Here is a 21,145-nt window from a genome sequence, read left to right on the forward strand (position 1 = left end):
TCTGCTTACTCTAATTCAACACTGCGGTGTCAAACGCGAGGTTTCTTCGCTTTACACTAGCTGTTCCCGGGGGGAACACCTTGCATTGCCCGGCCCTGGTGGGTAAATCAGGCCAGTCCCCTGGTGACGCTCATCGCAATGCTGACGCCGATGAACAGGATCAGGAAGCCCAGGTCCAGGGAGACGCCGCCGAGCCGGAGCGGCGGAATCATGCGCCGCAGGCCCTTCAGCGGCGGGTCGGTAATGGAATACACGGCGTGCGCCACCACCAGAGCCGCGCCCCGGGGCCGCCAGTCCCTGGCAAACATCTGCACCCAGTCGAACACCAGGCGGATGATGAGGGCGACAAAGAACAGCAGCAGGGCGAGATAGAGAAGTCCGAAAACAATTCCCATGACTTATTTCATATCTCCATGTTCGTGCGGCCCATCCATCGTGGCGGCCGGGATCGTACTGCCGGTGTCTTGTCTATTTCAGCACAGATGCCAGACAGGTGTCCCTGCCTGGCATCTGTGTGCAGCCTCTGCGCTCAGCTTTGGTTGAAAAAACTGGCCTGCGTATCGCTGGCCTTCTTGTCGTCACCGATCACTTCAACGTAGGACGGTGAGAGCAGGAACACCTTGTTGGTCACCCGCTCAATGCTTCCCCTCAGGCCAAAGACAAGTCCGGCCGAGAAGTCCACCAGGCGCTTGGCATCGGCCTCACCCATGTCCGTGACGTTCATGATCACCGGAATCCCGTCCCGGAAACTCTCACCGATGAGCTTGGCATCGTTGTAGGAGCGCGGGTGGATGGTAGTGATCTGGCGAAGTCCAGTGTTCTCTTCGCGGCTGGAAGCCGCACGCTTAATGGGGGTCACAGGGGCGCGGTATTCCTCTTCAGGGGCGTAGGACGCCTCGCGGCTGACTTCGCGGACCGGCGCCGGAGCGCGGCGTTCCTCGCGGTCAACTTCCATCGGTTCGTCCTCATCCTTACGTGTGGTCGTTTGCTCGGGCTCGTAATGCTCATCGCCGTCGGCGAGCCCAAGATAGATCATTGTCTTGCGCAGAGCGCCGGCCATGGTCGACTCCTAATCGTGTCCCGTAAGCGGGCCGCCCAATGATTTGACAGCACTGGAGTCCCCCGCCCATCACTTCCAATAGCTCCGACGCTACCCCACGGCGGGACGGGAACCGAGAACATCCGAACCGATTCGCAGGTGTGTCGCCCCGAACTTGATGGCCGCCTCCAGGTCCTGGCTCATGCCTGCCGATATGGCAGTGGCGGAGGGGTAGTCCGCAGCCAGCCGGGCGGAAATTCCCGCGAGCTGTTCGAACGCCGGCTCAGGTGGCGCGCCCAGCGGGGCAACTGCCATCACGCCGGCCAGGTTCAGGCCTTCCGACCCGGCGATCCGTTCTGCCAGGAGTGGCACGTCGGTGGGGTCCGCACCGCCGCGGTGCGTGCCGCCGTCGTGCTCAAGGCTGACCTGGATGAAGCAGTCCAGGGGTGCCCGCCCGGTGGCGTCCATTTCGTGGCGAACCGCCTTGGCCAGCGCCTCCACGAGCTGGGGCCGGTCTACGGAATGGACGGCGGAGGCATAGCGGGCCACGGACTTGGCCTTCTTGGTCTGCAGTTGGCCAACGAAATGCCACGTCAGGTCCAGGTCTGCCAGCTCGAGGGCTTTGGCGGCAGCCTCCTGGTCCCGGTTCTCGCCCACATCCGTAACTCCAAGGGCGGCCAGGCGCCGGATATCGTCCGCGGGGTGGAACTTCGTGACCACGATCAGGGAGGGCAGCCTGTCCCCGCGGCCGGCGCCCGCAGCCGCGGCTGCGATGCGCTTCCGTACGGCGGCAAGCCGTTCCGCAAGTTCGGCACTGCGCGAGTCATCCGCACTGCCGTGCCCGGTACCTGCAACCTCAGTCATGGCACCAGACCAACCCGGCAAAACGGCCGGTATTGCGGTCGCGGCGGTACGAATAGAGCGTTTCCGTCTCAAGGGTGCAGCCCCCTGCGTATTCCACGCCCACGCCCGCACCCTCGAGCTGGCTGCGCGCACCGGCAGGAAGGTCCAGGGCAGGTGTCCCCCAGGACGTGGTGCTCCGGGCGGCGGGGACCACGGCAGCCACCTCATCCCGCAGTGCTGCAGGAACCTCGTAGCAGGACCCGCAGATTGAGGGTCCCAGCCAAGCCCGGATCCGTGACGCGCCAAGGGACTGCATGCTGTCCACGGCGGCAGGAAGGACACCGTTTGCGATGCCCGGGCGGCCGGCGTGCACCGCGGCAATCACGGGCCCGGCCGCGGACTCCCCGGCAAGCAGCACCGGAATGCAGTCCGCAACCATGACGGCCAGCGGAAGTCCGCGGGACACCATGGCGTCGGCTTCAGGGCCGGGAGACTCCGCTTCCATCAGCGCCACGCTGGTCCCGTGGACCTGGTTCATGAAGCGGAGCGCCCGGGGCGCGACTCCGATGGACCGCTCCAGGCGTGCCCTGCGCTCCAGGACGGCAGCGGGATCGTCTCCTACATGCAGGGCAAGGTTTCCCGCATGCACGTCGGTGAATGCGGCCGACACCCCGGGGAGGATCTCGGCGCGCCAGTGGAACAAACCGGTGCCTACTTCAGGAAGTCGGGGACATCCAGGTCATCCGAGTGGGTGCCGGTCAGGTCCGGCTCCACGACGGAGGGCAGGTCGACGTCGAAGCCCGAGTCAGCGGGGACGGCAGCGGGGCGCTGCTGCCCCCAGTTGCTGAGTCCCGCGGCACCAACACCGGCATGGATCGGCTGGACGTTCTGCTGGTGGTTTCCGTTGCCCTGGTGGTTTCCGTTTTGGGGGTGGGCAGAGGCGGGCGCCGCGGCAGGGGCAGCGGGCCGCTGCGGGGCGGTCTGCGGCTGGGACTGGTCCATGGAGGGCGAGGTGGCCTTGACGTCGTCGAATCCGGCAGCGATGACCGTGACGCGTGCTTCATCGCCCAGGGCATCGTCGATGACGGCGCCGAAGATGATGTTGGCCTCGGGGTGGGCCACTTCCTGGACCAGCCGCGCGGCCTCGTTGATTTCGAACAGGCCAAGGTCCGAGCCGCCCTGGATGGACAGCAGGACGCCGTGGGCGCCGTCGATGGACGCTTCCAGCAGCGGCGAGGCGATGGCCAGTTCGGCCGCCTTGACGGCGCGGTCTTCGCCACGGGCGGAACCGATGCCCATGAGGGCCGAGCCGGCACCCTGCATGACGGACTTGACGTCGGCGAAGTCCAGGTTGATCAGGCCGGGCGTGGTGATGAGGTCGGTGATGCCCTGGACACCGGACAGCAGGACCTGGTCCGCGGAGCGGAAGGCGTCGAGCACGGACACGTTGCGGTCGCTGATGGACAGCAAACGGTCGTTGGGGATCACGATCAGGGTATCCACCTCGTCGCGCAGGGCGTCGATGCCGGCCTCGGCGGAACCGGCACGGCGGCGGCCCTCGAAGGTGAACGGGCGGGTGACCACGCCGATGGTCAGGGCGCCGAGCGAGCGGGCAATGCGGGCGACGACGGGCGCGCCGCCGGTACCGGTGCCGCCGCCTTCACCGGCGGTGACGAAGACCATGTCGGCGCCGCGCAGGACTTCCTCGATCTCGTCCGCGTGGTCCTCGGCGGCCTGCTTGCCCACCTCGGGATTGGCGCCGGCGCCCAGGCCCCGGGTCAGTTCCCGTCCGACGTCGAGCTTCACGTCGGCGTCGCTCATGAGCAGGGCCTGGGCGTCGGTGTTGATGGCGATGAATTCAACACCCCTGAGGCCGACCTCGATCATGCGGTTGACTGCGTTCACGCCACCGCCGCCGATGCCGACGACTTTGATGACGGCCAAGTAATTCTGCGGAGCTGCCACGTTACGTGTCCCTTGTTCGTGTCTTATTGCGAAAACTGATGGAGAGCTTGAAGCCTGCAACCTTAACCTTCGAGTTGAAGGTTATAGTTATGTCAAGTAACTCTTGTCTGTGACGGTATTTCCTCTGGTTCCCACATTCAATAACCGGGTCCGCGTGTCGGATTAATACCGGGAAAGAAAGCGCTCAGCGCGTCACGGGGTGCCGGGGCACACTGACATCGTAGACCCTGACCGGATTCTTGGGATCGGCCGGAGCCTTGAGGAGGGCGGCCAGGACCTTGGCCTTGAGTTCCTTCTCGGAGGCGTTGCCCCACACGATGGTCTGGCCGTCCACCAGCTTGAGTTCAACGGCGTCCACGGACTGCGCGGACGCGTTCGAGAGCTTCGCCAGCACGTCGGCCGGCAGGGCCCCCAGGACGGCGGCGGTGGCGCGGAACAGGTCCTGGCCGATCGCGCCGGCGCCGCCGTCGATCACCGGCAGCGACGCCGACGCCGGATCGTCCGTGGTAGCCAGCTGGACGCCGTCGACGTCCACCAGCTGGTACTGCTCCCCCTGCTTGACCAGCGCCACGGGCACCCGCTCGTGCACTGCGACGGCGAGGGTGGACGGCGGCCGTGCCTCGACGGACACGGACTTGACCTGGATCAGGTTGTCCAGGAGCCCGCGGACGTCGTTGTCGCTGATCTGCGGCAGCGGCTTGCCGCGCAGGGGCTCCAGCGCAGCCTGCACCTGGGCCGGGGTGAGAAGCCGCGTGCCTGTCACCGAGACGTTCTGCAGGGCAAGGACCGGTGAGTAGACGGCTCCGGCCAGCAGCCCGGCCACCAGAACCAGCACCGTTCCCACGGCGACGAGGATCTTCTTCCGGCGGCGCCGGCCTTTGGGCTCAGGGAACGCAAGGACTGTCGCGCCGGCGGCCTTCTGTTCCTTGGCCGGATTGGAGGGCGCCTGGTCCGGGACGCTGCGGGATGCGGTAATCACATCGCCGCTGCCACCGGCTGCGGGGGTCGGGGAAGATGCGGCCCCCTTGGGGGCATTGTCACCTGCGTTGTTCGCGGCGGTTTTCCCGGAACCGGGATCGGGCCGCCTGTTCCGGGCGGCCGGGGCGTAGGTGGGGCGTCGGGAGCTAGGCACTCAGTGCCTCCACAATTTTCGGGCCGTAGGCTGTGACGTCGCCGGCGCCCACGGTAAGGACAACGTCCCCGTCCGCAGCGGCCCGTGCCAGGGTGCCTACGGCGTCGTCGGCCGTGACCAGTCGACCGCCCTCCGTGAGGTGGTCCGCGATGAGCTGGCTCGTGACGCCCGGGATCGGGTCTTCCCTCGCCGGGTAGATGTCCAGGACCAGGGCGGTATCGGCCAGGTTCAGGGCATCGGCGAACTCTGCCGCGAATTCACGGGTCCGGGAAAACAGGTGCGGCTGGAACAGGACATGGACCTTGTGGCCGCCTGCCACCGAGCGGGCTGCGGTGAGGGCGGCGCGGACCTCCGTGGGGTGGTGGGCGTAGTCGTCGAATACCCGCACGCCCCGTGCCCCACCTTTGAGCTCAAAGCGGCGGGATGCGCCGGAGAAGCGGGCCAGGCCGGCGGCCGCGGCTGTCGCGTCCACCCCGAGCTCGAGGGCCACCGCAAAGGCGGCTGCGGCGTTCAGCGCGTTGTGCCGTCCGGGCACCTGCAATGACAAAGGGAACCGCGCACCGCCGGCGGATATGGCAACCTGCCCCGGGCCGCCGTCGTCCAGCCTGACGTCCGCCGCATCACCGGTGCCGTACAGGACCACCCGTGTGTTGCCCCGCGCCCGGGTCCGCTCGGCCAGGGCCAGGGCTCCGGCGTCGTCGGCGCAGGCCACCAGGAGGCCGTCAGCGGGCAACAGGGCCGTGAAGCGGTCGAACGACTCGTAGACGGCTTCAGCGGTGCCGTAGTAATCAAGGTGGTCAGGTTCCACGTTGGTGACGACGGCGATGCGGGGCCGGTAGTTCAGGAAGGAGCCGTCGGATTCATCAGCCTCGGCAACGAAGATGCCGGACGTACCATGCGCAGCGTTCACGCCGAGTGCGGGGATGTTGGCGCCGACGGCAAAGGACGGATCCAGGCCCGCCGCGCGGAGCAGCACCGTCACCATCGAGGTGGTGGTGGACTTGCCGTGTGTTCCAGCCACTGTTACCACGGTGTCGTCGCCCATGGTGGCTGCCAGGGCCTGGGACCGGTGCAGCACGGGCAGTCCCGCCTTCCGCGCCGCGGCGAGCTCGGGGTTGTCCCCGCGGATGGCCGAGCCCGCAACCACGGTCTGCGCGTCGGCCAGGTTTCCGGCGGAGTAGCCGACGGCGATGCGCGCCCCGGCCGCGGCGAGGTCGGCCATGACGGGCAGGTCCTTCGCATCGGATCCGCTGACCGGGACTCCGCGCGCCACCATGATGCGGGCCACGGCGGACATGCCGACTCCCCCGATGCCGATGAAGTGCACCTTTCCCAGGGATTCCAGCCGGGGGGTGTTGTGGGGGCTCATGCAGATACCGCTTCCAGGACAAGACCAGCCATGCGCTGGTCGGCATTTCGGATTCCGAGCCGGTAGGACTTGGCTTCCATTTCGGCCAGCCGTGCTTTATCGGTGACCAGCGGGATCAGCTCCCGGGCAACCCATTCCGGAGTGAAGTCACGGTCGGCCACCAGCACGGCTCCGCCTGCGGCGACCAGGCCGGCCGCGTTCAGCGCCTGTTCCCCGTTTCCGATGGGCAGCGGCACCAGGACTGCCGGGACGCCGACTGCGGCCACTTCGCTCACCGTTGCCGCTCCCGACCGGGCCAGGAGAAGGTCGGCCGCGGCATAGGCAAGCTCCATGCCGTCGATGTACTCCACCTGCCGGTAGCCATCCGCAGCGAGGGGTTGGCCCGTTTGGTCCAGGACTGTCTTGCCGCGGCCGGTGATGTGGAGGGTCTGGATACCGGCGTCCGCAAGGTGGCCAACGACGGCGGCGATTGTCCGGTTGATGCTCTGGGCGCCGGAGGAACCGCCGGTGACGATCAGGGTTGGCTGCTGGGGATCGAGCCCCAGCGCCTCGCGTGCGGCGGTGCGGGCGCTCTTCCGGTCCAGGCCGGAAATCTCCTTCCGCATGGGCATGCCCACGTGCACGGCATTGGGCAGCGGGGTGCCCTCGAAGGCCACGGCAACCCGGCCCTTCAGGAAGGCCCCCACACGGTTGGCCAGTCCCGGACGGGCGTTGGCTTCATGGATCACCACGGGGATCCGGCGCTTCCGCGCCGCCAGGTACATCGGCGTGCACACGTAACCGCCTACGCCCACCAGGACATCGGCCTGCGCCCGGTCCAGGATGGCGCCGGCCTGGCGGACTGCGCCGGCCAGCCTGGCCGGCAGGCGGAGCAGGTCTGCGGAGGGCTTGCGCGGAAGCGGCACGCGGTCGATCGTGGCCAGCTGCACGCCGGCGGCCGGAACCAGCCGGGTTTCCATGCCTGAGGGCGTACCAACCGCCAGGATGGCGGCATCCGGGGCTTCGCTCCGGAGGGCGGCGGCGATGGCGAGCAGCGGGCTGATATGGCCCGCCGTTCCGCCGCCGGCCAGGACAATGGAAGGGTGTGTCGCAGTCATTTGGGGTCAGGCACGCTTTCTGGAATTCTTTGGTTGGTTCTGTTTCCGCCCTGGCCGGGCCTTGAACTTCAGCATCCGTTTGGGCCGCATGGCCGGAGCCATCTGCTCCCGCGCCAGCGAGAGGACAACGCCCACGGCGCACAGTGACATCAGCAGCGCCGAGCCACCGTAGGAAATGAACGGCAGCGGCACACCGATGACGGGCATCAAACCCGTGACCACGGACATGTTCACGGTTGCCTGGCCCAGCAGCCAGACCATGATGGTGCCGGCCAGGACCCGGTGGAACATGTCCTCCTGTGCCACCACCACGCGGTAGATGGCGGCACCCAGGATGGCAAAAAGGACCAGGACGACGACGGTCCCCACCAGGCCGAGTTCCTCGCCGATGATGGCGAAGATGAAGTCGTTGTGGGCTTCGGGGATCCAGCTGTACTTTTGCCGGCTCTGCCCCAGGCCCACACCCAGCCAGCCGCCGGAGGCAAGGCCGTACATGCCGTTGGTGGCCTGGTAGTTGGCGTCGATGCCGTCGGCGCAGGACTGGCCGGTCCACCACGAGGTGATGCGGCACATGCGGTTGGAGCTGGTGATGGCCATGACAGCGGTGCCGGCAGCAGCGATGATGCCGGCGATGCCGAAGAGGTAAAGCGGAACACCTGCGAAGAACAGTGCGGCGGCCATGATCATCATGATGATCATGGCGGTGCCGAGGTCGTTGCCCACCAGGATCAGCACGATGACGATGGCTGCCATGGGCACTGCGGGGACCAGCACGTGCTGCCACCGGCTGAGCAGTTTGCCCTTCCGGGCCAGCACCGTTGCCAGCCACAGGGCAAGGGCGAGTTTGGCCGCTTCGGAAGGCTGGAAGGTGATCCCGCCCAGGTCGATCCAGTTCCGGTTGCCGTTGACCTCGTCTCCCACCACCTGCACCAGGCCCAGGAGCAGCACGGCAACACCCACGGCGGGCCATGCGAGGCGTTTCAGCCAGACGACGTTGATCCGCGAGAGCACGAACATGGTGAAGATGCCGATCGCTGCGAAGATCCCCTGTTTCAGGGCGTCCCCGTAGGGGGACTTGCCGGCAGCGATGGACTCAACGCTGGAGGCGGAGAGGACCATCATGATCCCGATAGCCGTCAACGCAAGCGTGGCGCCGAGGATGAGGTAGTACGTGGAGCCGTTCCGGGACGTGCCTGTTCCCTCCAGCGCCGACCAGAACCGGCGGTAGATGGTCCGCAGCTTCGCGCCCGCCGCAGCAGGCTGCCGGGTGGCCGTGGAGCCGGGGCGTGGCTTGCCACCCCGCGGCTTGCCACCCTTCGGCCGGGTGGGCGTGCTGACCATCGTTACTCCTCGCCGGTCTGGGCCTTCCCTTCCACCAGCTCGCGGACAGCGTCGATGAAAGTACCACCACGGTGAGCGTAGGAAGAGAACTGATCCATGGAAGCAGCTGCCGGCGCCATCAGCACGGTGTCGCCGGATTCGGCGAGCCGTGCCGCTGACGCAACGGCCCGGGACATCACCTGTTCTCCGTTGCCGGTGGAACCGGCGGAAGTGCCACCGGGCGCCGAAGCAGTCTGCACTCCTTCAGTCTCGCCTGCCCCCGGCTCGATCACCGGGACATCGGGCGCGTGTCGCCGGAGGGCCTCCCGGAGCTGGGAGGAGTCCGTTCCGATCAGTACCACGGCCTTGAGCCGGGCTGCGTGGTCCCTCACCAGGTCGTCGTAGCTCACGCCCTTGGAGAGGCCGCCGGCGATCCAGACCACGTTGCTGAAGGCCGACAGGGATGCGGACGCCGCATGCGGGTTGGTGGCTTTGGAGTCGTTGACCCAAAGGACGCCGTTCAGGCGGGCTACAGGCTGGATCCGGTGGTCGCCCGGGACATAGTCCAGGATGCCTTGGCGGACAGCCTTGGCGTCTACGCCGTACGCGCGCACGAGGCCGGCGGCGGCCAGGGCATTGGCAACCATGTGGCGCGGAGCCAGCGGACCAAGGTCGGTCATTGAGGCCAGCTCGGCAGCGCTGTTCCTGCGTTCCTCAATGAACGCCCGGTCCACCAGTAGTCCTTCCACCACTCCGAGCATGCTGACCGCGGGAGTGACCGTCGTGAAGCCCACAGCGCGGCAACCCTCCACCACATCCGCGTTTTCCACCATGCGTTCGGTTTCCACCTGCTCCGCGTTATAGATGCAGGCCTTTTGGGTTCGCTCGTAGACCTTCGCCTTGTCGGCGAGATACGAGTCGTAGGAACCGTGCCAGTCCACGTGGTCTTCGGCCACATTGAGGCAGACGCTGGCTACCGGCGACACGGATTCCGCCCAGTGCAGCTGGAAACTGGAGAGTTCGACGGCGAAGACGTCGTACTCCACGGGGTCCCGCAGGGCATCGAGGATAGGGGTGCCGACGTTTCCCACCGCGATCGCCTTGAGCCCGGCGGCACGCAGCATCGATTCGGTGAGTCCAACCGTGGTGGTCTTGCCGTTGGTGCCCGTGATGGCAAGCCAGTCGGCCGTCTTCCGGCCTTCCCGGGTGCGCACCCGCCAGGCTAGTTCGACGTCGCCCCAGACGGGAATGTGTGCCCGAGCCGCGGCAGCCAGCAGGGCCTGGTCCGGGCGCCATCCGGGTGACGTCACGATCAGTTCGGGTAGTTCGCCGTCGATGCGGGGTATGTGGGTGACGGCGTCCGGTCCCAGCAGCACGTCGGCGGCGCCCACGATCTTCAGGGTGTCGGCATGGGCCCGGGCCGTGTCGCTGGTGGCAGCATCGACCACCACCACGCGTGCACCGAGTTCGATCAGGGTGTCTGCGGCGGCGAAGCCGGATACTCCGATGCCGGTCACGACCACGCGGAGGCCGGCCCAGTCGGAGTCCCAGGAGACAAAGTTTGCCAGGCGGGGGGAAACGGTCACAGCAGTACAACCCATTCAGCGTAGAAGATGCCAAGCCCGACAGCGACGAAGAGGCCGCCCAGGATCCAGAACCGGACCACGACGGTGACTTCGGCCCACCCCTTCAGCTCGAAGTGGTGCTGCAGCGGCGCCATCTTGAACACGCGTTTACCGCCGGTGGCTTTGAAGTAGCCCACCTGGATGATGACGGACAGGGTGATCAGCACGAAGAGGCCGCCCACAATGCCGAGCAGGAGCTCGGTCCGGGAGAGGATGGCAAAGCCGGCCACCGCTCCGCCAATAGCCAATGACCCGGTGTCGCCCATGAAGATCTTGGCCGGCGAGGTGTTCCACCACAGGAAGCCCACCAGGGCGGCGCTCAGGATCGCCGCCAGCAGGGCCAGATCAAGGGGATCCCGGACCAGGTAGCAGCCACTGCCGGCTTCCCGGGGCGAGCCGCAGGCCTGGTTGCTCTGCCATATGCCCATGAGGGTATATGCACCGAACACCATGATCGAGGCTCCCGCGGCAAGGCCATCCAGGCCGTCCGTGAGGTTCACGCCATTGGTGGCGGCGGTGACGATCAGGTTGGACCAGATGACGAACAGGATGGCGCCGAGGACGGTTCCGCCGAAGGCGAGGTCGAGCCATGGCAGGTCGCGGACCAGCGAAATCTTCGTTGACGCCGGCGTCAGGCCCGCGCTGTTGGGGAAGTTCAACGCCAGGATGGCGAAGATGATGCCGACGGCTCCCTGGAGGATGAGCTTCGCCTTGGCGTTGAGGCCCAGGCTCCGCTGCCGCGAGATCTTGATGAAGTCGTCCAGGAATCCCACCAGGCCCATTCCGACCATGAGGAACAGCAGGATCAGTGCCGAAGCGGACGGCCCGGGCGAATCCGGGTTCATCATCAGCATGATGAGGTGCGTTAGCCCGTAGCTCAGCAGTACCGCGGCTACGACGACGGTTCCGCCCATGGTGGGCGTTCCACGCTTGGTGTGGTGCGACGTCGGGCCGTCGTCGCGGATGAACTGGCCGTAGCCGCGGTGCACCAGGAGGCGGATGAAAAGGGGGGTGCCCACCAGGGCGAAGAGCAGGGCCAGGCCTGCGCCGATCAGCAGAGCAATCACAGCAGAGTGCTCCTTTCGTCGGCAGGGGTCGGGGTTGGGGGTAATGCTATCCGATCGCCCAAATGGCGAAGCCCGACACTGTTGGAGGACTTGAACAGCACCAGGTCACCCGGCTGGAGTTCGGTGTCCAGGATGTCGTGGGCCTCCTCCACGGTTTCGGCAAAGAGGCACTCGTCGCCCCAGGACCCTTCCTGCACGGCGGAGACGTAGAGCGCCCGCGCCTCCCGGCCCACCACCAGCAGCCTGGAAATGTTGAGGCGCACCACTTGGGTGCCCACGGCGGTGTGCTCGCGGATGGAGTCATCCCCCAGTTCCAGCATGGCTCCGAGGACCGCCCAGGTGCGGCGGCCGCGGCCAAGGTCGGCCAGCGTGCGGAGGGCTGCGCGCATCGATTCGGGGTTGGCGTTGTAGGCGTCGTTGATCACGGTGACGCCGTCCGGCCGCTCCGTGCGTTCCATGCGCCAGCGGCTGGCGGCGGCCTGGCTGCTCAGCGAAGCTGCGATGTGGTCTGCCGGTACTCCGGCGGCCCATGCGGCAGCCGCGGCTGCCAGCAGGTTTCCAGTGTGGTGCGCTCCGATAAGCCGGCTGGCCACGTGACGGGGAGCACCGCCGTCGGGCAGCTGCAGGTCGAATTCTGGGCTGCCGCCGGCGTTGGTGTCGGCATTCAGGGCCTGCACCTGGGCGTCCCGGTGTCCGTCGGCGGAGAAGCCGAGGACCTTGGCCGGGGTACGGCTGCGCATGGCGGCGACGCGTTCATCGTCGAGATTGATGATGGCGGTGCCGGCGGCGGAAAGGCCCTCAACCATCTCGCCCTTCGCCTGCGCTATGTTTTCCACGCCCCCGAACTCGCCGGCATGTGCTGTTCCGACTGCCAGGACCACTCCGATGTCCGGCTTGACCATCTCCGCGAGGTAGCGGATGTGGCCGATGCCCGTGGCTCCCATCTCGATGACAAGGTAGCGGGTGTCGGTGTCCGCCCGGAAGACGGTCAGCGGAACGCCCACCTCACCGTTGTAGGAGCCCTGCGGCGCCACGGTGTTGCCCTGTCCGGCCAGGATGCCGGCCAACAGGTCCTTGGTGGTGGTCTTGCCGGCCGAACCGGTGATCCCCACGACGGTAAGCTGCTCCCCCGCTTCTGAGCGGGCGGAGCGGATCCGCCGGACGGCTTCGGCGGCAAGGGCGCCCATTGCCAGGACTGCATCCTCAACCACGACGGCCGGGTAGGCAGTGCCTTCCGGCGCCTCGACGGTGCGCTCGACGAGTGCCAGGACGGCGCCCGCTGCAAAGGCAGCGTCGATGAAGTCGTGGCCGTCGGCGTTCTCGCCCGGCTTTGCGACGTACAGCGAACCGGGGGTGGCTTCGCGTGAATCCGTCACCACCGAGAGGGGCGTAATTCCGGGATCGGCGTCCAGGCGCCCGCTGGTGATTTCGGCGATTTCCGCCGCAGTAAATGCAATCATCTCGGTCTAGGACTCTATCCGGTCGTCGTGGAGAACGTTGAATCCCCTGGCTGTCAAGGCGCTGCGCAGCTCCACCCTGTCGTCCAGGGCGAGGTTCACACCCTTCACTTCCTGCCAGACCTCGTGGCCGCGGCCTGCCACCAGGATGGTGTCCTGCGGCCGCGCCAACGCTGCGGCGTGCCGGATGGCCTCGTCCCGCGGAAAGACCTCAAGGATGTCAGCCTGCAGGGATTCCTTTTCCACGGCCTCCCGGGCACCGCCGAGCACGTCAGCCCGGATGGCTGCTGCGTCTTCGTCGTGCGGGTCGTCATCGGTGATGATCACGGTGTCAGCAAGCCGGGCGGCAATGGCTCCCATGGCCGGCCGCTTGCCCTGGTCCCGCTGGCCTGTGGCGCCGAAGACAACGATCAGGCGGGAGTCCGGTTCCGGCGAGCGGACTGCCTCCAGGGCCCGCGCCAGGGCGTCGGTGTTGTGCGCGAAGTCCACCACGGCGGCGGGCTGCTCGGCGACCAGCTGCATCCGTCCCGGCACGGCCACGGTGAACGGGTCGCTGCTGTCCAGGGCGGCCTGGAGGTCGGGGACTTCCACCCCGGACGTGAGCACCATGAGCGTCGCCAGGGCCGCGTTGGCAACGTTGAAACTGCCGGGCAAACCGGTGTGGATGTTCAGGACGGCGCCGGCCGGCCCGGTCAGGGTGAAGTCGGTACCGAGCCCGCGCGGCGAGGCAGCGCTGACCGTCCAGTCCGCGGCGGCCTGGCCGCTGGTGCTGAGCGTGGTGACGGGCACCTGGGTGGTGGCGGCCAGGCGCCGTCCCCACTCGTCGTCGACCGTCACCACGGCAGCCCTGGCGCGCCCCGGTGTGAAGAGTTCGGCTTTGGTGGCGAAGTAGCCGTCCATGGTGTGGTGCAGGTCCAGGTGGTCCTGGGTGAGGTTGGTGAATCCGGCGACGTCGAAGAGCAGGCCATCCACCCGCTGGTACGAGATGGCGTGGGAGGACACCTCCATGGCTGCGGTGTCGAGCCCGCGTTCGTGCATGAGGGCGAGGAGCCCGTGGACTTCGGGCGATTCCGGCGTGGTGAGGAGGCTGGGGATCGGCTCTGCGCCGGCCAGGATCTCGATGGTGCCGATCAGGCCCGGCTGGCGGCCCAGTGCACGCAGCAGGGAGGTGATGAAGTAGGTGGTGGTGGTCTTCCCGTTGGTCCCGGTGACGCCGAAAAGCTGCAGCGGGCGGCCGTCGCCGGACTGGCTCCGGTAAATCATGGCGGAGAGGGGGCCCACCTCGTTGCGCGGATTGTCGAGGACGAGCACGGGCACGGGCGTGTCCGCGGACAGGGCAAGCAGGCGCGCCCCGGCCTCGTCCGTGAGGACGGCGGCAGCTCCGGCCCCGATGGCATCCGTGGCGAAGTCAGCCCCGTGCCTGCTTGCCCCGGGGAGGGCCACATACAGGTCGCCGGGCTCCACGGTGCGTGAGTTGATCGAGATGCCAGTGATTTCCACGTCGGCGGCGGGGGCGGGGACGGCTACGCCAACGGCCTGTCCGACGGCGGCCAGCGGCACGGCCGCTACGGCTGCAGGCCGGAAGCGGCCCGGCGTGTCGTCCCGGGCCGTGTCGTTGCCGGGCGTGGTGAACTCTGACAAGGGGATCTCCGATGGTGCTAGTGCGTGCCCGGCATGGTTCGCGCCGGGCACTGTGATGCGCTGGATGCTGCTGGTACTTCCGGCGTGGCGCAGCTGCTACTTGGCGTACTGCGGCATTCTGGCCGGCTGGCCGGTGGAAGGCTGGACGTTGTAGGTCCGCAGCGTCTGGCTCATGACGGACCGGAACACCGGTCCGTTGGTGATGCCGTAGATGCTGCCCTTCGGCCGCTGGAGCACCACCTCCACAATAAACCGCGGATCATCCATCGGCGCCATTCCCACGATGGAGGCCGTGTACCCGCAGTAGCCGGACTTGCCGTCGTCGCACGGTGATTCGGACGTGCCGGTCTTGGCCCCAACGCGGTAGCCGTCGATCCCGGCGTCCTTGATTTCGCCTTCGGTGACAGCGCTTTCAAGGATGTCCTGGACCTGTTGGGCCGTGCTTTCGGAGACAATCTGCCGCGACGGCTGGGCCGGCACTTTCTCCTCGGCGCCGTCGGGGGAAATGTAGGAATCGATCAGCCGCGGCTGCAGCATGACGCCGTTGTTCGCGATGCTCTGGTAGGCACGGACTGTCTGGAGGGTGGACTGCGAAACGCCCTGCCCGAACAGGACGGTGTACTGCTGGCGTCCGTCCCATTGGTCCGCCGGCGTGAGGATGCCCGATGCCGTGGCGGGAAGTCCGATGTCCGGTGCCTCGCCGATGCCGAACTTCTTCAGCCAGTCGTAGCGTTGTTCCTTGCTGAGCCGCTGTCCGGCCATAACCGTTCCGGTGTTCATGGAGTAACCGATGATGCCGGCCAGTGTCCGTTCCTCGGTGCCATGGGCAAACGCGTCGCTGAAGGTCTGGCCGTCCACGGTGTAGGTGGGTGGAATAGTGAAATGGTCCAGGGGGCTGGCGAGTCCCTCGTCGATGACGGCTGCAGCCGTCATCATCTTCTCCACCGAGCCGGGCTCATAGGCGGCCGTCACGGAACGGACGCCGCGGTCCTTGGCCGCCACCAGCCCCGGGTTGTTGGGGTCCGGGGAGTTGGTATCAGCCAGGGCCAGGAGGTTCCCGGTCTTGGCGTCCATCACAATGATGACGCCCCATTCGGCACTGAGTTTGTCCGCCTGGCTCTGGATGGCCTGCTGGGCAAAGTACTGAAGATCGGAATTGAGCGTGAGTTTGACGTCCTTGCCGTTTTGCGGTGGGGTCAGCTCGTCAAGACCCACCGGGATGCGGAGCCCGTCGGCACCGATCTCGAACAGGCGCTTGCCGTCTTTGCCCTTGAGCTGGTCGTCCTGCGTCTGCTCGATGCCTGCCTGGCCCGTGGTGCCGTCCTGGAGGAAGCCCACAACTCCCCCGGCCACGGCGCCGTTGGGGTAGACGCGTTTGCTGACGCCCTCGGCCACGATGCCGGGCACCTGGAGCTTGGAGATGCGGTCCTCGACGTCGGGCTTTACGTCCTTGGCCACAATGTAATAGGGCTGTTCCCCTGTCACTGCGTCACGGACCGCGTTTGAGTCCATGCCCAATGCCGCGGCAAGTTCTGAGATCGCCTGGTCGCGGCTGACGTCCACCAGTTTGTCGTGGCCGTCGGCCTGGGGCTCGAGGCGTTTGTAGGCGTCCGTTTTGGTGTTGACGCGCTGGTCCACCACGATGTTGTACCGGATCACGCTGTTGGCAAGAACAGTGCCGCGTGAGTCCAGGATGCTGCCGCGCTCGGCCGGAAGGATCGCCGAGGTCATCCGGCTGTTCAGTGCCGCTTCGGCCATGCCGCCGACGTCAAGCCCCTGGACCAGGAAGAGCTTCCCGCCCACCACCAGCAGGAGCGTGAGCATGACGCCCAGTCCCAGTCGCAAGCGCTTGGTGGCGTTGGGTTCCTTGCTTTTTCCTGCTTTGCCGGTCGTCTCCGCCACCGTGATATTCCTTGCTGCTCGACGCTGCTGCCTGACCTGCCTGCTGGCCTACTGTCCGGGGACCTTCTGCTGGGGCGCCGGAACAGAGCCGCCGTGAAGCTCGGGCGCCGGAGTTGCCGCGGCAGCCGCAGCCGCAGCGGCAGCCTGCGCGGCAGCGGCAGCCTGCGCGGCAGCGGCCTGGGCAGCAGGGGCCTGGGCAGCGCCGGCGGAGGGAGCGGCGGCAGGAGCCTTGCCGGTTTCTGCCGTCCTGGCCTTGTCCGCCGTGTCACCCTTGGACGCAGGCGGCACAATAAGCTGTCCGGCCACCGCCGGCGATGGGATAACGGCTCCCGCTGCTGCGCCCTTGACCGCAGGCGTGGCCTTTCCTGTCACTGACAGCGTGGACAGGTCGATCTGGCCTTTGACGGTGGAGGCCACCATTCCCAGTTCGGTGGCCTTGGCCGCCAGGTTCTGCGGGGCCTCGAAGTTCTGCACCTGCTGGGTGAGGTCCTGGTTCGTCTTGGTCAGCGTGCTCTGCTTGGCACGCAGTTCCACCAGCTGGTACTGGGCGGTGGACACCGAGATATTCAGGACCAGCACCGCCATCAACGCCACTGCGAGCATGGCAAAGCAAAGGACGACGAACGGCGCCCGGCGTTTCCGCGGCGCAGTGCGGACCACGGAAAGCGGGGTGCGGCCCTTCCGTCCACCGGCGGGGTCGGCCGCGCGCCGGGTGTCGGCCGCCGAACTGCCTGAGACAACGGGAAAGTTCTTGACGGCGGCGGTGCTCATGCAGCTCTCCTGGCTCTGATTCGTTCTGCCGCGCGGAGCCTGGCGGAGGCAGCGCGCGGATTTTCGGCGATTTCGACGGCGGTGGGCACCTCGGTGCCTTTGGTCAGGGTCTTGAGTTCGGGCTTGTGTTCTTCCAGCTCAACGGGGAAGCCAAGGGGAGCGGAAGACTTGGAGCGGGCCTGGAGAACGCCTTTGACGATTTTGTCCTCCAGGGAGTGGTAGGACATGACCACGATGCGGCCCCCGATAGCCAGGGAGGCCACGGCGGCGGGGACGGCACGCTCCAGGACGTCGAGTTCCTCGTTGACCTCGATCCTGAGGGCCTGAAAGGTCCGCTTGGCAGGATGTCCACCGGACTTCGCTGCAGAAGCGGGAACCACGGAACGGATCTGCTCCACCAGTTCGCCGGTGGTGGTGAACGGTTTGATGGCCCGTGCCGCGACGATCCTGTTGGCAATCCGTCCGGCGAACTTTTCCTCGCCCCATTTGCGGATAATCCGGACCAGGTCCTCTTCGCTGTAGGTATTGACCACGTCCGCCGCGGTCTGGCCCCGGCTGGTGTCCATGCGCATGTCCAGGGGCGCGTCAAATGAGTAGGCGAAACCGCGTTCACGCTCATCCAGCTGCAGGGAGGAAACACCCAGGTCCATCAGGATCCCGTGCACTTCAGCCACACCGAGGTCCTCCAGGACGTCCTGGATCTCGTCGTACACCGCGTGGACCAGGTCGATCCGGGCGGCGAACGGAGCCAGCCGCTCCCCCGCCAGGGAGAGTGCTTCCTCGTCACGGTCAATGCCGATGAGGTGGAGGTCGGGAAACCGCTGGAGCATCGCCTCGGAATGACCGCCCATGCCAAGGGTGGCGTCCACCGCGATGGGGGTCTCGCCGCGGAGCCTTGCTGCTTCGAATCCCGGTGCCAACAAATTGATGCACCGGTCGCGAAGGACCGGCACATGGCGTTCGGACGTGGGCTTGGGTTGATCGGTCATGCCTGGTCCTTTCCCGCCGTCGTTGTCACCTGCTGCTTCTGGGACCAGATCCCCATCCGTGCCTACCGTTCCGCCCGCCTGGCTCCGGGGAAGGTGAGCCAGGTTGGCAGCCGGTGGGCCGGCTGGAGATCTCATCCAAGAAGCCACCTGCCGCCCCGCTCCGGAATTCAGAGAATGCCCGGAATGGGATCGTCAGTTTCGGAAAAGGCTGTTTCCTTCTCCGCAAGGTATTCATTCCAAGCCTGGGCGTCCCAGATCTCGGCGCGGGTACCGGCGCCGATGACGGCAAGTTCCCTTCCGAGTCCTGCATACTCCCGGAGCGCCGGTGGAATGGTCACGCGCCCCTGCTTGTCAGGTACCTCGTCAGAGGCTCCAGAGAGAAATACGCGGATATAGTCACGTGCCTGCTTGGAGGAGATTGGCGCCTCCCGCATTTGCTCGTGGACCCGTGCAAATTCCTTCTCGCTGAAGACGTAGATGCAACGTTCCTGGCCCCTCGTGAGCACCAGGCCGCTGGCAAGCTCCTCGCGGAACTTGGCGGGGAGAATGATCCGTCCCTTTTCATCCAGACGCGGCGAGTGTGTGCCCAGAAACACTGGCCCACCGCCTGTCCGTAGTCAGGAACTGCACATCCCCTAATGTTGCAACCACCCTCTTATGTCCTCCACATTACTCCACTTTCCACCACAGTCAACGCGAAACTGCCATGTGAGCAGGTAATTTATGGGAAATGGTCCTTGAAATGGCGCGGAATCCAGGCCGTGGTGGAAAGTGGAGGACTTTTTGCTCCGGGCGGGGCGAACCGGAGTCCCAGGGCCGCCCGGACGGCGGAATTGCCGTTAAACACGAAAAGACCCGCCGCAGCGGGTCTTTTCGTGCAGTCCCCCTCCTCGAGGGGGAGAGAAATGGAGGAGCCTGGTACCCGGAGGTCCCGGCTGTTTAGGGTTCACCCCTGCGGCGCTCGTCCCAGCGCTCTTCGAGGTTGCTCATGAAAGAACTGCGCTGCTTGCCCGGTTTTCCGCCGCCGGCCTTTGACGCGGCCGTCCCGCGGGAACTGCGCATGGTGGCGAAGTACACCCCACCGCCCATCACCACGAAGCCCAGGACGCCGACAAAGATGTTCTGGAGGGTGACCCCCACCAGTAGCAGGAAGACGCCGGCAAGTGCGCAAAGGACCCCAATAACCACATGCCTCGTGGACCAGGAACGTCCCGGGTCCGAACCCATTGAGTTCGCGAACTTCGGGTCGTCCTCGTGAAGCTGCTTCTCAAGCTGCTCAAGCAGCTTCTGTTCGTGCTCCGACAGCGGCATCACGACCTCCTTTTGTAGGCCAACGTCCGGGCTGATCCCAGCCACTACTTCTACTTCCCTTGAAACGCCTGCTGTTGCTGGAAAGTTCCCGCCTGGCCGACAGTGGCCAGAACAGGAACGCAGCACGCGTACGCGGGAGCGGGAGCATGTCCAAGAGGGTCCGGCAGTAAGTCCATTCACTCGAAAACTATGTATCTATAAGGATAGATTGTTGAGGGCTGATCTGAAAGACGGCAATGACTTTGCCGGACCCCTCCGGCGGGCACTCAGGCGGGCCGCTGGGAACTGTCTCCCGGCCGGCTTTCGTGCTCCATCAGGCGGGCGGGCAGGACGGATTTGCTGCCGAATTTGCGCGTCACCTCGTCCAGTGCCTGCTCGGCTGCCCGCCAGTTGTCATCCCTGCGGTCGATGCTCAGCTGGAGCGAGGTCCTTGCAGCTTCCTCCAGCTGCTCAGCCCTTACTCCCACCAGCCGCACAGCCATGGCCCGGGTCCCGAGCGACTCCAGGAGCTGGATGACCACTGCGTAGATCAGCTGGGCACTGTCCACCGGAGTCTGGACTGTCCTGCTGCGCGTGATGGTGGAAAAGTCGGCGAAGCGCAGCTTCAGCGCCACGGTCCGGGCAACCATTCCGGAGCTCCGCAGGCGCGCGGCGGTGCGGTGGGAGAGCCGCAGCAGTTCCCGGCGAAGGAGGGCGTCATCGGCGGTGTCCACGGCGAAGGTCTCTTCGGCGCCGATACTCTTTTCCAGCCGTACCGGGGTAACGGGACGGCGATCGATGCCCCAGGCAAGCTGGTGCACGTGCTCCCCCGTTGCCCCCAGTACCTTCTTCAAGTACGACACCGGCGTCGCCGCCACGTCCGCCACCGTCCTGATTCCCATCTTGGCAAGCACCTCTCCGGTCTTGGCGCCGACGCCCCAAAGGGCGCCTACCGGAAGGCTGTGAAGATAGGGCACGGTTTCGTCCGGCCCGATGAGCAGCAGGCCGTCGGGCTTGCAGCGGGTTGAAGCGATCTTCGCCACGAACTTGGTTTCCGCAATTCCCACGGATGCAGTAATGCCCAGTTCCGCTGCCACGCGCCGCCGGATGAGCTCGCCGATTCCCCTGGGCGGGCCCAGCCGCCGCAGCGCCCCCGTGACGTCCAGGAAGGCCTCGTCAACGCTGAGCGGCTCCACAAGCCCCGTGATGGATTCGAAGATGGCCATCAGTTGCCCGGACACCTCGTAGTACAGCTTGTGCCGGGGTTCAATGACCACCGCCTGCGGACACATGCGCATGGCCACGGCCATGGGCATCGCCGACTTCACACCGAAGGCGCGGGCCTCGTATGACCCTGAGAGGACCACCGAGCGTTCCCCGGGGAAGCCAACAATGACGGGCTTGCCCCGGAGCTCGGGGCGCGTCCGGAGTTCCACTGAAACAAAGAAAGCGTCCATGTCCACGTGCATGATGCACGAGGGCCGGCGGCCCGGAGGGCGCGCGGCGGTTGGCTGGTTCGTACCTGCGGGCCCCACGGATCCCATCCTATCGGTTCACCGGAGACTGCAGGTTTGTCAGGGCGGCAGGGGAGGCTGGCTAAACTGGAGGCTGGTTCCGCCAACAACACCAGGAGGAAAG

19 protein-coding genes are annotated in these 21,145 nt (G+C 66.4%); all 19 read right to left on the reverse strand.

The window, feature by feature from the left end:
* Positions 1-107: 107 nt before the first annotated feature.
* Positions 108-395, reverse strand: a complete 288-nt coding sequence (locus AC3ANU_RS14645) for a YggT family protein (RefSeq protein ID WP_018771527.1) — start codon at positions 393-395, stop codon at positions 108-110.
* Positions 396-529: 134 nt separating this feature from the next.
* Entirely contained in the window at positions 530-1,060 is a 531-nt protein-coding gene (locus AC3ANU_RS14650; RefSeq protein ID WP_018771526.1) for a cell division protein SepF, read from the reverse strand.
* A gap of 90 nt (positions 1,061-1,150) precedes the next feature.
* Positions 1,151-1,903: a YggS family pyridoxal phosphate-dependent enzyme gene (locus AC3ANU_RS14655; protein WP_018771525.1), complete on the reverse strand. Its 753-nt coding sequence runs from the start codon at positions 1,901-1,903 to the stop codon at positions 1,151-1,153.
* Positions 1,896-2,585 carry a peptidoglycan editing factor PgeF gene (pgeF, locus tag AC3ANU_RS14660; protein ID WP_488314777.1) on the reverse strand — a complete coding sequence of 230 codons (690 nt, stop codon included), beginning with the start codon at positions 2,583-2,585 and terminating at the stop codon, positions 1,896-1,898. Before pgeF ends, AC3ANU_RS14655 begins: the two co-directional genes overlap by 8 nt.
* An 8-nt stretch (positions 2,586-2,593) precedes the next feature.
* A complete protein-coding gene (gene ftsZ / locus AC3ANU_RS14665; RefSeq protein ID WP_488314778.1) occupies positions 2,594-3,847 on the reverse strand; it encodes a cell division protein FtsZ in 1,254 nt (417 codons plus the stop codon).
* Between the two features lie 184 nt (positions 3,848-4,031).
* Positions 4,032-4,979, reverse strand: coding sequence for a cell division protein FtsQ/DivIB (locus tag AC3ANU_RS14670; RefSeq protein ID WP_488314779.1), 948 nt, complete (start codon positions 4,977-4,979; stop codon positions 4,032-4,034).
* Positions 4,972-6,348: a UDP-N-acetylmuramate--L-alanine ligase gene (gene murC, locus AC3ANU_RS14675; protein ID WP_488314780.1), complete on the reverse strand. Its 1,377-nt coding sequence runs from the start codon at positions 6,346-6,348 to the stop codon at positions 4,972-4,974. The genes AC3ANU_RS14670 and murC overlap by 8 nt, the downstream gene beginning before the upstream one ends.
* Complete coding sequence (gene murG, locus AC3ANU_RS14680) at positions 6,345-7,445, reverse strand: undecaprenyldiphospho-muramoylpentapeptide beta-N-acetylglucosaminyltransferase (protein WP_488314781.1); 1,101 nt, start codon at positions 7,443-7,445, stop codon at positions 6,345-6,347. Before murG ends, murC begins: the two co-directional genes overlap by 4 nt.
* Before the next feature lie 6 nt (positions 7,446-7,451).
* Positions 7,452-8,786 (reverse strand): putative lipid II flippase FtsW, encoded by a 1,335-nt coding sequence (ftsW, locus tag AC3ANU_RS14685; RefSeq protein WP_268002921.1) that lies wholly within the window; start codon positions 8,784-8,786, stop codon positions 7,452-7,454.
* Between the two features lie 2 nt (positions 8,787-8,788).
* Complete coding sequence (murD, locus tag AC3ANU_RS14690) at positions 8,789-10,366, reverse strand: UDP-N-acetylmuramoyl-L-alanine--D-glutamate ligase (RefSeq protein WP_488314782.1); 1,578 nt, start codon at positions 10,364-10,366, stop codon at positions 8,789-8,791.
* Positions 10,348-11,457: a phospho-N-acetylmuramoyl-pentapeptide-transferase gene (gene mraY, locus AC3ANU_RS14695; RefSeq protein ID WP_018771517.1), complete on the reverse strand. Its 1,110-nt coding sequence runs from the start codon at positions 11,455-11,457 to the stop codon at positions 10,348-10,350. Before mraY ends, murD begins: the two co-directional genes overlap by 19 nt.
* Positions 11,454-12,917 carry a UDP-N-acetylmuramoyl-tripeptide--D-alanyl-D-alanine ligase gene (locus AC3ANU_RS14700; RefSeq protein WP_488314783.1) on the reverse strand — a complete coding sequence of 488 codons (1,464 nt, stop codon included), beginning with the start codon at positions 12,915-12,917 and terminating at the stop codon, positions 11,454-11,456. Before AC3ANU_RS14700 ends, mraY begins: the two co-directional genes overlap by 4 nt.
* Positions 12,918-12,923: 6 nt before the next feature.
* A complete protein-coding gene (locus tag AC3ANU_RS14705; RefSeq protein WP_018771515.1) occupies positions 12,924-14,555 on the reverse strand; it encodes a UDP-N-acetylmuramoyl-L-alanyl-D-glutamate--2,6-diaminopimelate ligase in 1,632 nt (543 codons plus the stop codon).
* Between the two features lie 96 nt (positions 14,556-14,651).
* Positions 14,652-16,457 (reverse strand): peptidoglycan D,D-transpeptidase FtsI family protein, encoded by a 1,806-nt coding sequence (locus AC3ANU_RS14710; protein ID WP_018771514.1) that lies wholly within the window; start codon positions 16,455-16,457, stop codon positions 14,652-14,654.
* A gap of 48 nt (positions 16,458-16,505) precedes the next feature.
* Positions 16,506-17,228 carry a cell division protein FtsL gene (gene ftsL / locus AC3ANU_RS14715; protein WP_018771513.1) on the reverse strand — a complete coding sequence of 241 codons (723 nt, stop codon included), beginning with the start codon at positions 17,226-17,228 and terminating at the stop codon, positions 16,506-16,508.
* Entirely contained in the window at positions 17,225-18,217 is a 993-nt protein-coding gene (gene rsmH, locus AC3ANU_RS14720) for a 16S rRNA (cytosine(1402)-N(4))-methyltransferase RsmH (protein ID WP_018771512.1), read from the reverse strand. The genes ftsL and rsmH overlap by 4 nt, the downstream gene beginning before the upstream one ends.
* 167 nt (positions 18,218-18,384) lie before the next feature.
* Complete coding sequence (gene mraZ, locus AC3ANU_RS14725; RefSeq protein WP_018763545.1) at positions 18,385-18,813, reverse strand: division/cell wall cluster transcriptional repressor MraZ; 429 nt, start codon at positions 18,811-18,813, stop codon at positions 18,385-18,387.
* A gap of 343 nt (positions 18,814-19,156) precedes the next feature.
* On the reverse strand, positions 19,157-19,528 hold the full coding sequence (locus tag AC3ANU_RS14730) for a DUF3040 domain-containing protein (protein ID WP_018771511.1): 372 nt from the start codon (positions 19,526-19,528) through the stop codon (positions 19,157-19,159).
* A gap of 266 nt (positions 19,529-19,794) precedes the next feature.
* A complete protein-coding gene (gene dinB / locus AC3ANU_RS14735; protein WP_488314784.1) occupies positions 19,795-21,051 on the reverse strand; it encodes a DNA polymerase IV in 1,257 nt (418 codons plus the stop codon).
* Positions 21,052-21,145: the final 94 nt, after the last annotated feature.

Source organism: Arthrobacter sp. SDR-2R, assembly GCF_057747955.1.

Excerpts from the sequence above, each read along its gene's own strand:
- ftsW (WP_268002921.1), bottom strand. The coding sequence starts at position 8,786 with ATGGTCAGCACGCCCACCCGGCCGAAGGGTGGCAAGCCGCGGGGTGGC.
- AC3ANU_RS14700 (WP_488314783.1), bottom strand. The coding sequence starts at position 12,917 with ATGATTGCATTTACTGCGGCGGAAATCGCCGAAATCACCAGCGGGCGC.
- AC3ANU_RS14650 (WP_018771526.1), bottom strand. The coding sequence starts at position 1,060 with ATGGCCGGCGCTCTGCGCAAGACAATGATCTATCTTGGGCTCGCCGAC.
- dinB (WP_488314784.1), bottom strand. The coding sequence starts at position 21,051 with ATGGGATCCGTGGGGCCCGCAGGTACGAACCAGCCAACCGCCGCGCGC.
- murG (WP_488314781.1), bottom strand. The coding sequence starts at position 7,445 with ATGACTGCGACACACCCTTCCATTGTCCTGGCCGGCGGCGGAACGGCG.
- AC3ANU_RS14645 (WP_018771527.1), bottom strand. The coding sequence starts at position 395 with ATGGGAATTGTTTTCGGACTTCTCTATCTCGCCCTGCTGCTGTTCTTT.
- murD (WP_488314782.1), bottom strand. The coding sequence starts at position 10,366 with ATGGGTTGTACTGCTGTGACCGTTTCCCCCCGCCTGGCAAACTTTGTC.
- ftsL (WP_018771513.1), bottom strand. The coding sequence starts at position 17,228 with ATGAGCACCGCCGCCGTCAAGAACTTTCCCGTTGTCTCAGGCAGTTCG.
- AC3ANU_RS14655 (WP_018771525.1), bottom strand. The coding sequence starts at position 1,903 with ATGACTGAGGTTGCAGGTACCGGGCACGGCAGTGCGGATGACTCGCGC.
- rsmH (WP_018771512.1), bottom strand. The coding sequence starts at position 18,217 with ATGACCGATCAACCCAAGCCCACGTCCGAACGCCATGTGCCGGTCCTT.
- murC (WP_488314780.1), bottom strand. The coding sequence starts at position 6,348 with ATGAGCCCCCACAACACCCCCCGGCTGGAATCCCTGGGAAAGGTGCAC.
- AC3ANU_RS14730 (WP_018771511.1), bottom strand. The coding sequence starts at position 19,528 with ATGCCGCTGTCGGAGCACGAACAGAAGCTGCTTGAGCAGCTTGAGAAG.